Annotated in this window: 13 protein-coding genes; 5 read left to right on the top strand and 8 right to left on the bottom strand. The window is 66.9% G+C overall.

Features of this window, described 5'->3' with window-relative positions; translation table 11 throughout:
* Positions 1 to 61 precede the first annotated feature (61 nt).
* From ACFVV0_RS06375 to ACFVV0_RS06355, 5 genes are read left to right on the top strand one after another with little or no spacing between them, the layout of a single operon-like run.
* Positions 62 to 1,327 (top strand): ABC transporter substrate-binding protein, encoded by a 1,266-nt coding sequence (locus ACFVV0_RS06375; RefSeq protein ID WP_387059937.1) that lies wholly within the window; start codon positions 62 to 64, stop codon positions 1,325 to 1,327.
* Positions 1,327 to 2,304: a carbohydrate ABC transporter permease gene (locus tag ACFVV0_RS06370; RefSeq protein ID WP_387059934.1), complete on the top strand. Its 978-nt coding sequence runs from the start codon at positions 1,327 to 1,329 to the stop codon at positions 2,302 to 2,304. Before ACFVV0_RS06375 ends, ACFVV0_RS06370 begins: the two co-directional genes overlap by 1 nt.
* A complete protein-coding gene (locus tag ACFVV0_RS06365; RefSeq protein ID WP_387059931.1) occupies positions 2,297 to 3,148 on the top strand; it encodes a carbohydrate ABC transporter permease in 852 nt (283 codons plus the stop codon). Before ACFVV0_RS06370 ends, ACFVV0_RS06365 begins: the two co-directional genes overlap by 8 nt.
* Before the next feature lie 9 nt (positions 3,149 to 3,157).
* On the top strand, positions 3,158 to 4,180 hold the full coding sequence (locus ACFVV0_RS06360) for a Gfo/Idh/MocA family protein (protein WP_387059927.1): 1,023 nt from the start codon (positions 3,158 to 3,160) through the stop codon (positions 4,178 to 4,180).
* A 20-nt stretch (positions 4,181 to 4,200) separates the two neighbouring features.
* A complete protein-coding gene (locus ACFVV0_RS06355; RefSeq protein ID WP_387059924.1) occupies positions 4,201 to 5,226 on the top strand; it encodes a Gfo/Idh/MocA family protein in 1,026 nt (341 codons plus the stop codon).
* A gap of 15 nt (positions 5,227 to 5,241) precedes the next feature.
* On the opposite strand, the gene ACFVV0_RS06350 is transcribed toward ACFVV0_RS06355, so the two are convergent.
* The 8 genes from ACFVV0_RS06350 to ACFVV0_RS06315 are packed head-to-tail and all read right to left on the bottom strand — an operon-like array spanning position 5,242 to position 13,090.
* Complete coding sequence (locus ACFVV0_RS06350) at positions 5,242 to 6,081, bottom strand: NAD(P)-dependent oxidoreductase (RefSeq protein ID WP_387059921.1); 840 nt, start codon at positions 6,079 to 6,081, stop codon at positions 5,242 to 5,244.
* Positions 6,082 to 6,108: 27 nt separating this feature from the next.
* Positions 6,109 to 7,356, bottom strand: a complete 1,248-nt coding sequence (locus ACFVV0_RS06345; protein WP_387059918.1) for an RNA polymerase sigma factor — start codon at positions 7,354 to 7,356, stop codon at positions 6,109 to 6,111.
* 16 nt (positions 7,357 to 7,372) lie between these two features.
* A complete protein-coding gene (locus ACFVV0_RS06340) occupies positions 7,373 to 7,723 on the bottom strand; it encodes a YciI family protein (protein ID WP_387059915.1) in 351 nt (116 codons plus the stop codon).
* A 54-nt stretch (positions 7,724 to 7,777) separates the two neighbouring features.
* A complete protein-coding gene (locus ACFVV0_RS06335; RefSeq protein WP_387059912.1) occupies positions 7,778 to 8,857 on the bottom strand; it encodes a glycosidase in 1,080 nt (359 codons plus the stop codon).
* The gene (locus tag ACFVV0_RS06330) at positions 8,854 to 9,885 is read right to left on the bottom strand and encodes a hypothetical protein (RefSeq protein ID WP_387059909.1); all 1,032 of its coding nucleotides are present in this window, start codon (positions 9,883 to 9,885) and stop codon (positions 8,854 to 8,856) included. Before ACFVV0_RS06330 ends, ACFVV0_RS06335 begins: the two co-directional genes overlap by 4 nt.
* A gap of 6 nt (positions 9,886 to 9,891) precedes the next feature.
* Complete coding sequence (locus ACFVV0_RS06325) at positions 9,892 to 10,809, bottom strand: carbohydrate ABC transporter permease (RefSeq protein ID WP_387059906.1); 918 nt, start codon at positions 10,807 to 10,809, stop codon at positions 9,892 to 9,894.
* Positions 10,806 to 11,795 (bottom strand): carbohydrate ABC transporter permease, encoded by a 990-nt coding sequence (locus ACFVV0_RS06320; RefSeq protein ID WP_387059903.1) that lies wholly within the window; start codon positions 11,793 to 11,795, stop codon positions 10,806 to 10,808. Before ACFVV0_RS06320 ends, ACFVV0_RS06325 begins: the two co-directional genes overlap by 4 nt.
* A 2-nt stretch (positions 11,796 to 11,797) precedes the next feature.
* On the bottom strand, positions 11,798 to 13,090 hold the full coding sequence (locus ACFVV0_RS06315) for an ABC transporter substrate-binding protein (protein WP_387059900.1): 1,293 nt from the start codon (positions 13,088 to 13,090) through the stop codon (positions 11,798 to 11,800).
* Between the last annotated feature and the right edge of the window lie 13 nt (positions 13,091 to 13,103).

Here is a 13,103-nt window from a genome sequence, read left to right as displayed (position 1 = left end):
CGAAGGCAATCGCCGACCCAGGAGGCACCAGAAACACACCCCCACATTCAAAGGAGATCCAATGCGAAAAGCACTGCTTGCCGCCGGGGCCACGATCGCTGCCGCCGCCCTGTTAGCCGGCTGTTCATCCAACACTGGAAGCGGCTCAGATGCCACTGCCGATCCTAATCTGTCGGCAACAATCTCATACGCCTTCTGGGATTCGAACCAGAAGCCGGCCATGGACGCGCTGATCAAGGACTTCAACAAGGAGTACCCCAAGATCAAGGTCACCGAGCAGATCACGCCGTACCAGAACTTCTTCACCAAGCTGCAGACGCAGGGTTCGTCGAAGACGCTGCCCGACGTGTTCTGGATGAACGGGCCGAACTTTCAGCTCTACGCCTCGAACGGCCTGCTCGAGCCGGTGAGCTCCGCCGTCGAGCCGGCAAACTATCCGGATGCGCTGAACGAGCTCTACTCGTATGACGGCAAGCAGTACGGCGCCCCCAAGGACTTCGACACCATCGGTGTCTATTACAACAAGGCGCTGTTCGACAAGGCGGGTGTCGCGTATCCGACCGCCGACTGGACGTGGGACGACTTCCACCAGAAGGCCAAGGCGATCTCCGACACGCTGAAAGACGAGGGCGTCTTCGGTGTGGCCAGCGGTCTGGCCGGCGGCCAGGAGGTCTACTACAACACCATCCTGCAGGCCGGTGGCTCGATCATCTCGAAGGACGGCAAGAAGTCGGGCTACGACGACCCCAAGTCGATCGAGGGTCTCCAGTTCGTGCGCGACCTGATCGCCGACGGTTCCTCTCCGACGCCGTCGCAGCTCTCCGACACCCCGCAGGATCAGTGGTTCATCAACAGCAAGTCGGCGATGTTCTGGTCGGGCACCTGGTCGAACGCGGAGCTCCTGGCGTCGCCGATCAAGGACCAGATCGCGCTCGCGCCGCTCCCGAAGGGCGAACGCAGCGCAACGGTCATCCACGGTCTCGCGAACGTGGTCGCCAAGGACTCCAAGAACAAGGCAGCAGCCATCGCCTTCCAGAACTATCTGGCAGGTAAGAAGGCCGCAGAGATCCAGGCCGAGATGGGCGCCGCCAACCCGGCGTTCAACGACACTCAGGAGGCGTTCGTCAAGTCGGCACCGTGGGACCTGAACATCTTCCTGACCGAAGCGAACGACTCGTCCTACCCGTACCCGATCTCGAAGAACACGGCCGCGTGGAACAAGCTCGAGGGCGACCTGCTCCCCGACGCCTTCGACGGCAAGCGACCGGTGGCCGAGGTGGCCAAGGAGCTTGCGGACAAGATGAACGCGGCGCTCGCCAAAGAATAATGTCCACGCAAACGATCACCGAGAAGAGGGGTGCCGCCGCAAGGGCGGCGGCACCCGCCCGGGTGCAGCGCACCGGTGCCCGTGGCCCTGGCCGCACGACGAAGGCGAAGCGCAAGGAATGGCTGTGGGCGGCCCTGTTCGTTCTTCCGCTGCTGTTCGGCGTCGTCGTGTTCTACATCTGGCCGATCTTCCGCAACGCGTACTTCAGCTTCACCACCTGGGGTGTGTTCGGCGGCGCCACGTGGAGCGGTCTGAACAACTACGAGACGATGCTCTCCGATCCGATGTTCTGGCGTTCGATCCTGAACACGCTGATCTACGTCGGTTTCCTGCTGCTCGGCATCCCCCTGGCCGTGATCTTCGCCGCCCTGATCAATCGGCCGGGGCTCCGGTTCGCGAGTCTGTACCGCACCGCCTTCTTCCTCCCGTACGTGGCCATGCCTGCGGCGGTGTCGATGGTCTGGCGCATCATCTTCAACGGCGATTTCGGGATGCTCAACTACGTCCTCTCGCTCGTCGGCATCGAGGGCCCCAACTGGCTCTCCACCGAATGGCTGGCCCTGATCGCGGTGGGCGTCGTCGGGATGTGGATCTCGGTCGGGTTCAACCTGATCGTGCTCTCGGCCGGGATGAAGGGCATCCCGCCCGAGATGTACGAAGCGTCCTCGCTCGACGGGGCCAGCCGGCTGCGGCAGTTCTTCGCGATCACCGTGCCGCTGCTCAGCCCGTCGATCTTCTTCGTGTCCGTAATGACCGTGATCACCGGATTCCAGCTCTTCGACCTGCTCTACGCGCTCATGGGCACGCAGAACCCGGCGATCAACCAGACCCAGTCGATGGTCTACCTGTTCTTCGCTCACCAGCAGACAGGCGACAACGGATACGCGGCGGCGGTCGGGGTCGCGATCCTGCTCCTCGTCGGCGTCTTCACGATTCTCCAGTTCCGCATGCAGAAGAGGTGGGTCAACTATGTCTAGTGCCGTCGAGGTTCGCTCGACCGGGCGTGCCCGGATCGGAACAGGCCTGACTCATGCCGTTCTCATCATCGCCTCGCTGTTCATGATCTTCCCGTTCGTGTGGCAGATCCTGATGTCGCTGTCGACGAACGCGCAGGTCACCTCGGTGCCGCCGACCATCTGGCCTGGCACGCTGCAGTGGGACAACTTCGCCCACGTCTTCGACCAGCTGCCGTTCCTCAATCAGTTGTGGGTGTCGGTCGCCGTGACCGTCATCCGCACGGTGGGACAGCTGCTGCTCTGCTCGATGGCGGGCTATGCGTTTGCACGCATGGAGTTTCCGTTCAAGAGGACGATCTTCGCTCTCGTGCTGGCGATCCTCATGGTTCCGCCCCAGGTGTACCTGCTGCCCCAGTACCAGATCGTGCAGGGACTCGGCTGGCTGAACACCATCGCGGGCATCGCGGCGCCCGGCATCTTCAGCGCGTTCGGCACGTTTCTGATGCGGCAGTTCTTCCTCGGTCTGCCCGACGAACTTGCCGAAGCCGCACGACTCGACGGAGCCAACCACTTCCAGACCTTCTGGAAGGTGATGCTCCCACTGGCCAAGCCCGGACTGTCCGCGCTCGCGATCATCACGGTGCTCGCCTCCTGGAACGACCTGCTCTGGCCGCTCATCGTGGCGACCGACTCGACGCAGATGCCGCTCTCGGCGGGAATCGCGACACTCACCAGCCAGCGGTCGATCCCGGACTACCCGTTACTGCTCGCGGCGAGCCTCCTCGCGATGGCTCCCGTACTCATCCTGTTCCTGATCATGCAGAAGCGCGTCATCGACGGCATCGCATTCTCGGGCATGAAGTAGAAAGTCACTATGAACACACTTCGAGTCGGCCTCATCGGCGCCGGCGGAATCTCACACGTGCACGCGGCCGGCTGGCGCGAACTCGGGGCACACGTCACCGTGTACTCGCACGACGGTGCTGCGGCGCTCGCCGCGGCCTACGGGTTCGCCGTGGCCGACGACCTCGACGAACTGCTGGCCACCGTGGACGTCGTCGACATCGTCACGTCGAGCAGATCACATCGCGAACTCGCTCTCGCTGCGATCGCAGCGGGCAAGCACGTCGTGTGCGAGAAGCCGCTCGCGGCCACGTCCGAGGCGGCTCGCGAGATCGCCGAGGCGGCTGAGGAAGCGGGGGTGCAGGTGTTTCCGGCGCACGTCGTGCGGTTCTTCCCCGAGTACGCCAGGATCAAGCAGCAGGTGGATGCCGGACGTATCGGCGCACCCGCGGTGCTGCGTTTCGTGCGCGGCGGCGAGGCGCCCAGGCCCGGCTCGTGGTTCTTCGACGAGGCGGCGGGTGGCGGTATCGTGCTCGACCAGATGATCCACGACCTCGATCAGGCGCTCTGGCTCGCCGGCGACGTGAGCCAGGTGTACGCGGTGCAGAGCCCGCCCAGCGTCGACGGGATCGTGCCGCCGCAGGTCACAGCACACGTCGTGCTCACGCACACGGGCGGCGCGCTCAGCCACATCCAGGGCACCTGGGGAGCCACGGGGATGGCATTCCGCACCAGCGCCGACATCGCCGGCGCCACCGGTGTGCTCGCCATCGACTCCGCCATCGACACCGCCGTGATGGTCGATCTTCCTGCGAGCGGGCAGACCGACGGCTATCTGCCGCCCGCCGCCCATGCGGAGAGCCCGTACACGACGCAGCTGCGCGAGTTCGCGCGCGCGTTCGCCGGGGGCCCCGAGCCGCGGGTGTCCGCTGCCGACGGCATCCGGGCTGTGTTGCTGGCCGAGGCGGCGGCCGAATCCATCCGCACGGGACGCGCGATCGATGTCGACCTGGCTGCGGCCGCTGCAGTCGAGAGCGTGAGTGTGAACGCATGACCGAGACCCGAGGGACACAGATGACCGACCGACCGAAGCTCCGCATCGCCGTGCTGTCTTTCGCCCACACGCACGCTCTCGCCTATTGCCGGCTGCTCGCGGCGCGCGACGACGTCGAGCTGATCGTCACCGATCCCGACGGGGCCGGCGCACCCGACGCCGCGCCGCGCGGGGCGGAGCTGGCTGCGATTCTGGGCGTCCGCTACGTTGCGACCTACGACGACGCGCTGGCCTGGGGCCCGGATGCGGTGGTCGTCACCGCGGAGAACGCGCGCCATCGCGAGCTGGTCGAGCAGGCGGCGGCGGCCGGTGCCCACATCCTGTGCGAGAAGCCTCTTGCGACGACCGTCGAGGATGCGACCGCGATGGTCGCTGCCGCCGAGCGAGCCGGGGTGACGCTGATGACCGCGTATCCGGTGCGGTTCGCCTCGTCGTTCGGGGACGCCCTCGAGCGGGTACGCACCGGGCAGCTCGGAACCGTGATCGGAGTCAAAGGCACCAACAACGGCAAGCTGCCCATCGGGGACCGCTCCTGGTTCACCGACCCGGCGCTGTCGGGCGGTGGCGCCCTCGTCGATCACGTCGTGCACTGCGCCGACCTGCTCGACGAGCTCTTCGCCGGCGCCCTTCCCACGTCGGTGCGGGCGGTGACGAACCGGATGCTGCATCCCGGCTCCGGGATCGGGGTCGAGACCGGCGGTTTGGTCACCGCGATTTATCCGGGTGGGGTGGTCGCCACGATCGACTGCTCGTGGAGCGTGCCCGACAGTGCCGCCACCTGGGGCGGACTGACGTTGCAGGTCACCGGAACCCGCGGAACCGTCACGATCGCCCCCTTCGCGCAGCATGTGCGTGGCCACGACGCCGACGGCGAGGTCTGGGCGGGCGTCGGCGACGACCTCGACGCGGCGATGCTCGACGAGTTCCTCGCGGCGGTACGTGAGGGTCGACGGGCTACGCCCGGCGGCGACGTCGGTGTCCGCACACTGCGGGTGGTGGAGGCGGCACAGCGCTCCGCCGTGACCGGTCAGCCCGTGCTGCTCTGAAGTCGCCCGCGGTCGTCAGGCGCGGGCGATGACGGCGAGGTCCTTCTCGCCGTCTCCCGCCGCGATGACCCTGTCGAGGATGCCCGCCACGAGTTCGACGGCGGGGAGCGGCTGGGTGCTGGTCGCCAGCATCAGGTGCGTGTCCTTCGCGAGGAGGGCCGCAGAGAACTGGGTGTCGTCGAATTCGCCCGCGACGACGGTTTCGCCCTTCAAGGCTGCGATCGGCGCGATCGTGGTGATTCCGAGAGTGTCGAGCACCTCCTGAGGGGTGAGACTGCCGGACTCGCCGAGACGCAAGGACTCGACGAGTCCCTCCATCGAGACGGCGAGGGCCAGATTCGCCACGAGTTTGCCGGTGGCGGCCTTGGCGGGAAGGCCGAGGATCCGCAGCTTGTTCGGATCGGCCCAGAGGGCGACGATCTTGCGCGCCTCGCGGGCAGCATCCTGCTCGCCGCCGATCAAGACACCGAGGGCACCAGCGCGCGCCGGGGCCAGCGAGCCGATGACCGGGGAGTGGACGTACCGGATGTTCGCGCCTGACGCCCACGCCGCGAACTCGGTGGCGTCGGCGGGGGAGACAGTGGTGACGTCGATCCACAACGCGTCGGGCGCGAACGGGAGCGAGCCGCCGATGATGACGTCGCGCACCACATCCGGCCCGAAGAACGCCGAGATCACCGCCTCGGCGCCCTCGACCGCGGCGGCCGCGGATTCTGCGACGTGCGCGCCTCTGCGGCCGATCACGGCGGCGGGCTCGGGCGACCGGTTCCAGACGGTGACGTCGTGGCCGGCATCGATGAGGTGGACGACGAGCTCGCGGCCCATGCGGCCGAGGCCGAGAAATGCGATCTTCATGCCTCCACTGTGCGCCGATCGGGGCGGCTACGGAAGGGATGCGCGGGACCGCGTGAGAAATTCGCGTTCCGCCTCGTTGTCGGTGAGCGCGATGGACGCCTCGTAGGCGTGAGTCGCATCCACCGTGCGATCGAGGCGCCGGAGGAGGTCCGCCCGGATCGAGTGGAAGAGCGAGAGCCGGGTGAGGGTGGGTGCTGTCGCGCCCAGCTCGTCGACCAGGGCGAGACCGGCGGCGGGCCCGTCGACCTCCGCGACTGCGACGGCCCGGTTCAAGGTCACGACCGGACTCGGCTGCAGCCGCAGCAACTGGTCGTAGAGCACGACGATCTGCACCCAGTCCGTGCGGCCGTCGATGCGGGCATCGCTGTGCACGGCCTGGATCGCCGCCTGGACCTGGTACGGCCCGGGCCGATTGCGGCGCAGGCAGTGGCGCACGAGTTCCTGCCCTTCTGCGATGAGTGCCGCATCCCACTTCGAACGATCCTGGTCGGGAAGGAGTACCGGCTGCCCGTCGGCGCCCACCCGGGAGTCGCGCCGTGCGTCGATGAGCAGGAGCAGGGCGAGCAGACCGAGCACTTCCTCCTCGTCGGGCATCAGTGCGGCGAGCAGCCGCGCCAGCCGCACGGCCTCGGTGCAGAGTTCGCCGCGGAGGAGGCGGTCGCCGGCTGTGGCGCTGTAGCCCTCGTTGAAGATCAGGTAGACGACGGCGAGCACCGAACGCAGACGCTCGGGCAGGTCGGCGTCTCGGGGTACTCGATACGGGATGCGCGCATCCCGTATCTTCGCCTTCGACCGGGAGAGCCGCTGCGCCATCGTGGGTTCGGGAACCAGGAAGGCGTGGGCGATCTCCGTGGTCGTCAGTCCGCCGAGAAGGCGCAGCGTGAGCGCGACCCTGCTGGCCGGCGCGAGGGCGGGGTGGCAGCAGGTGAAGATCAGCCGGAGGCGGTCGTCGTCCACGGCAGACTCCTCGGGATCGGCTCCGGCAGCGAGCGGCTCGGAGGCGTTCTGCTCGTGAAGCAGTGCGGCCGCGGCAGAGCGGTCGTTCCGCTTCGCCTCGCGGCGCAGGCGGTCGATGGCTCGCCGCCGGGCGGTGGTGATGATCCAGCCGGCCGGGCTCGGCGGGATCCCGTCGGCCGGCCAGCGCTCGACCGCGGCCGTGAACGCATCCTGTACCGCGTCTTCGGCGATGTCGAGATCACCGAAGACGCGGTACAGCACGGCGACCGATCGGCCGTACTCGGCACGGAACACACGATCGATCTCTTTCGCGTCCACCGGTGCGGGTTCCGGGTCAGCCGGCGAAGGGCCGGACCTCGATGGGCAGGGTGGTCGCAGTGGCGAGCCGCTTGCCCCACGCGAGTGCCGCATCCAGGTCGGGCGCGTCGATGATCGTGAACCCGCCGAGGTGTTCCTTACCCTCGGCGAAGGGACCGTCGGCGATCAGCACGTCGCCCACCGACTCGGTTCGCGGCCTCAGCGTGGTGGCCGAGCTGGGCGGCAGCAGTCCGTTCGAGAAGACCCACACGCCCGCGGCGCGCATGTCGTCGTTGAGGGCGTCGAGGTCGGCACCGATCGTGGCGAGCGCCTCAGGCGACGGGATAGGGCCGTCGGGCTGATAGACGCTGAGCAGGTACTGGGTCATGATGTTCTCCGTTTCTCTCGCTCTCTACACGAACGGGAACCGCCATCCTCGACATCATTCCGCAGAAACGGATCTCCGATCCAGCCTGGCCACGCCGATCTTCGAGTCGGCCATGCCGTAGAACACGAAGGTCTGGCCGTCCACCTCCTCGATCGCGGTCGGGAACACCACGTTCGGCACGATGCCGCTGCGCTCATCCTCGGTCTCGGCCGACAGCAGGGGAGCGCTCGTGCGGTCGAGCACCCGCCACGGTTCCGCACCGTCGAGGATCATCGCGCCGGCGCCGTAGTTGACGTTCTGCTGCTGGGCCATGGAGTTGACGATGACTCCGGTCACGCCGTGGTGGAGCAGCAGCCAGCCCTCGGGAACCCGGATCGGTGCCGGTCCCGCGCCGATCTTGAGCTCCTCGAAGGGATGCTCGGGGCCGGCCAGAAATCGGTTCTGCCGCCAGCGTGCGAGTTCGCGATGGTCGGCGAGCACGGCATCCAGCGGCACGAAGGCCATCCAGATGCTCGGTCGCGGATCCGGCACGGTCGCGGGAGGACGGTTGCCTTCGCCGGGCCGTACCTCGCCGAGTTCCCAGACCGGGCGGTGGAGCACCGCGAGGCTCGGGGTGCCATCCGGTGCGGTGACGGGTTCGGGGAAGAAGACCGTGTCCTTGTTGTGGTAGAGCCCCAGATCGACGCCGAGCTCGTCGTCGTACTCGAACGACACCGGTCCGAGCCTCCGCCAGGTGCGCAGATCGGCCGACGTCGCCACCGCGGTGCGTGGGCCGAGAGGACCGAAGGCGACGTAGGTCATCACGTGCAGTCCAAGGGCAGGGATGAACGTGACCCGCGGGTCTTCGACTCCCGAGTTGTGCGCGCCCTTCTCCCATTCGCGCTCCGGCTCCAGCACGACGGCCTCGCGGGTGACGGATGCGGGCACACCGCCATCGACGTGGACGCGAGCGAGCCCGACCCGCGAGACATTGCCGTCGGCCACGAGACGGGGAAGCAGGTACAGCTCGCCGTCCGGTCCGCGGCCGCTCGCCGGGTTGAGCACGCCTTCGACCTCGAGGGGGTTGCCCGGTTCGGGCGTCATCACGACACCGGCGCGGGTCAGAGCGTATGGGAACATTTCGGGGGAGCTCATTGTGGTGCTTTCTGGTTCGATCGATAGAAGTACATCTCGCGGGACGACGGGGGTGCATCCCAGCCCTGAGCGAAGGCCCAGTCGCCGTCGAGCTTCTGGAGTCCGCCCCAGGCGAGCGAGCCGTCTCGGTGCACGGCCAGCTGGTGGAAGGGATCGTCGGGCGAGTAGAGGGCCTGGGCGGCGGCGAAGTCGCCGTTCTCGTCGGCGTAGAAGAAGTCGAGCACCAGGTCTCCGCCGTCGACGGCCGCGCACGCGACCTCGTGCAGGGATCCGCGGAGCGGCGCGAGGTCGAGGTACGGCTGCTCCTCGTACCGCCACGAGATCAGGTCGTCGGAGTGCCCGACCATCGGGCGCCCGCCGCATCCCTCGGACAGGAACATGAGGTACTCGCCACGGATGCGCACGGCGCCGCCCGATGCATCCCGCGGCACCACTGCGCCTTTCGCCCAGAACTGCGACACGTCGTACGGCACGGCCAGGCCGAGCTTCTCCCAGCGCTCCAGGTCGTCGGAGACGGCGACCATGATGTCGCACGCGGTCTCGCCCGAGGGAGTGCGCCAGATCGCGTTGTAGAACAGCACGTAGCGTCCGTCGACCGCGTAGATCTTCGGGTCTTCGCATCCCAGGGCCTCGTTCTCGAGCGTGGGATAGATCACCGGATTCGCGGGGGAGTCGACCCACTCGCCGTTCCGCCGAACGGCGTGTCCGATCCGGCTGGCCGTCGACTCCTTTCGCGGGGACGCCCGGTAGAACAGGTGCAGTTCATCTCCGCGCTCGATCGTGGTCGGGTTGAAGATCGAGTCGCTCGTCCAGCCGATACCCGTGGGATCGTCCCACTGGCCCTCGAGGCGGAAGGTGAGCGATGCGTCCCTGGCGAACGGACCGATCGCCCAGTCCGGACGCTCGGGATACTCGGCCGAGAACTGATCGGTCGAGATGACATCGGTGAGCGCGTTCGTGTGCGTGAGCGCTTCTGCGTAGCTCGCCGCGAGGGCTTCGCGGTCGACGGGGTTCAGGTGGGTGGTCACAGGGTCCTATCCCTTCACCGACGAGCCGATGTCGGTCGACGTGAAGTAGCGCTGGAAGACGATGAACAGAACGACGACGGGCGCGGCCAGCACCACAGCGCCGGCCAGGATCGCGCCGTACGGGTTGGTCGTCGATGCGGCGACCGTGCTGATGTAGTTCGCCAGCGACACGGCCAGCGGCTGCATGCTCGCCTCCTTGGTGATCAGGAACGGCCAGAGGAACTCGTTCCACGGGCCGATGAACGTGAGGAGCAGCACGGTGACGAGGGCGGGCCGAACCAGCGGGAGGGCGATGCGGCGAAGGATTGCGAACTCGCCTGCCCCGTCGATCCTCGCGGCGTCGAACAGCTCTTTCGGGATCTGCAGGAAGTACTGCCGGAAGATCAGCACCGCCGTCGAGTTGATGGCGAACGGGAGGATCATCCCGAGGTAGTTGTCGGCGAGCCCGTAGTTGCGCGCGATGAGCACGTAGAGCGGAACCATCAGCAACTGGAACGGGATCACCTGCACCAGCAGCGCCAGCGCGAACGTCGTGCTGCGGCCGCGCCATTGCAGGATCGACAGCGCGTACCCGGCGAGCAGGCCGAACAGCACCGTGCAGAGGATCACGCCGCCGGTGAAGATCCCGGAACTGGCGAGGCCGCTCCACAGGTTGATGCGCGCGTCGATGTTGACGTAGTTGTTCAGGGTGATGTTCGCCGGATGGGGGAAGGCGCCGGCCAGCGTGGTGTCGGGAGCGGCCTGCAGCGATCCGATGACCATGTAGTAGAACGGGAAGAGGAACGCGACGGCCCCGATCGTGAGCACGATCCCCTGGAGGATCGCCTGACCGCGGCTGAGTGACCGGGGCGATCCGAGGTCGGTTTTGCGGCGACGCGTCGGCTTGGCGCCGGCACCGGATGCGCGTGCTGCTGTGGTCGTCATGAGTCTCGATCTCCTGCGAATCGGTTCTGGAGGAAGGCGATGATGAGCACGCCCACCACGAGCACGATGCCGATTGCGGCCGCGTACCCCGGGTGCCCCTGCTGGATGCCCTGCTGGTAGATCAGCAGCACCGGCGTGGTCGAGGCGCCGTTCGGCCCGCCTCCGCCGGTGAGCAGGTACGGCTCCGTGAAGAGGTTGGCCCCGATGATCGTCGACAGGAGGAGGACCAGGACGGTCGCCGGGCGCACCCCGGGCACGGTGACGGAGAAGAACTGACGGAGGCGACCGGCCCCATCCGTCGCCGCCGACTCATACAGTTCCGTCGGCACGTTCTGCAATGCCGCGAGGTACAGCAGGATGTAGAACCCGAGCTGCTTCCAGGTGACGTAGATCGCGATCATCGGCATCGCCAGCGTCGGATTCACGAACCAGCTCGGATTCGGAGCCAGCGGCCCGAGGATCTGGTTGACGAGCCCGTCCCCGTTGAAGAGGAAGAGCCACACGCCGATGATGGCGACGCTCGCCGTCACATACGGCACGTAGTAGCTGACGCGGAGGAAGGTGCGGAACCGCTTGATGCTGTTCAGCCCGCTGGCGAGCACCAGGCTGAGCACCACCGTCAGCGGCACGTTGATCACGAGGAAGATGCCGACGTTCACGAACGACTGCAGCACGGCCGGGTCGGTGAACGCGTTGACATAGTTGTCGAACCCGACGAACGGGCGGTCGACCACAGCGCCCGGTGCCGCGAAGAAGTAGTCGAAGAACGACATGTAGATCGCGAACAGCAGCGGGTAGGCGAAGATTACGATCACGAACACGAGGTACGGCGCGCTGAACAGCCAGCCGAGCGGGTTGCGGCCGAAGATGCGTATGCGCAGCGGATGCGGTGCCTGGTTCGGCCGCTTACCGCGTCGTGCGGGCTTCCCCCCGGCGGCCGAGGCTTTGCTGCCCCCGGTCGCCGGGTTCGTGCTGAGGGTCGACATGATCAGCCCTGTGTCTGCAGCTTGTCGATCTTGTCGGCGGCCGCCTTGAACGCATCGTCGACGCTGCCCGAACCGGAGATCACCGACTTCGTGTACGCGTCACGAAGAGCCTGGAGCTGCGCGACCGTGTTCGGTCCGGTCGGGTCGTCGACCGTCCGCTCGGACTGCGAGCCGAACACCTTGTAGGCCGGGTGCGCGGCGAAGTAGTCCGCGTAGACAGTGGCGAGATCCGCGCGGATCGGCATCTGACCGGTGACGTTCAGCAGTTTGTTGTCCTGGTCTTTGCTGGTCGCGAACTTGAGCACGTCCCAGGCCGTTCCCTGGTTCTTGCACGAGGTGTACATGCCGACGTTCTTCGCATCCGGGAACGTATAGGTCTTGTCGGCAGAAGTGCCGTCCTTGGTCGGAACGGGCACCGAGCCCCAGTTGACCTTGTCGCCGTAGAACGCAATCGCCCACGGGCCGACGATCGCCATGGCGGCCTTACCGTCGGCGAACGCGTCGCCCTGGTACTGCTCGTTGCCGGCGAGGCCGTCACTGTAGATGCTGCGCCAAAAGTTCGCGACCTCGAGGCCGTCGGCGCTGTCGATGGTCGCCTTGCCGTTCTCGATCATCCCCTTGCCGCCGGTCTGCGCTGCGAGGAGTGGCAGGTAGTCGAAGTTCGGCTGGAAGAACTCGCTCGTCGGCGCCGGGTAGATCGCGAACGGCGCTGCGCCGCTCGACTTGATCTGCTTGGCCGCTGCCAGGAACTTGTCATAGGTCGACAGGTCGGGGGCATCCGCATTGAGCCCGGCCTTGGCGAAGATGTCCTTGTTGTAGAAGATCATCACGGGGTTCTGCTTCCACGGCATCTGGTAGAAGTCGCCGTCCGCCGACTTGTACTGGTCGGCGCCGGCGCCGCTGCGCGCCTTGATGTACGAGTCGCCGTCGGAGAACTTCGACAGGTCGACCAGGCCGCCCTGCTTCTGGAACTGGCCGGTCACGGCGGGCAGGTTGTTGAACACGAGACACGGGGTCGTGCCGGCAGTGATCGCGGCGCCGAGCACCTCCTCGGTGCTCTTGCCGGCCGGGACCTCCTGAGCCTTGATCTGCTCGTCGGGATGCGCGGAGTTCCACGACGACACCATCGCCTTGCCCCACTGCACCTCCTGCTCGTTGTTCGAGTACCAGATGGTGATCGGGCCCTTCGCCTTCATGGCGTCGGTGGTGCCGCCGCCGCTCGAGCCGCAGGCCGCGAGAGTGCCGGCTATGGCTCCTGCGGTGAGGATACTGATGATGATTCTGCGTCTTTGCATGGTTCTTTCCCTT

Origin of the sequence: Leifsonia sp. NPDC058230, assembly GCF_042882245.1 — a bacterium.
Lineage (GTDB): Bacteria > Actinomycetota > Actinomycetes > Actinomycetales > Microbacteriaceae > Leifsonia.
Note: the sequence above shows the minus strand (reverse complement) of the source record. Positions and strands in the feature narration are given on the sequence as shown.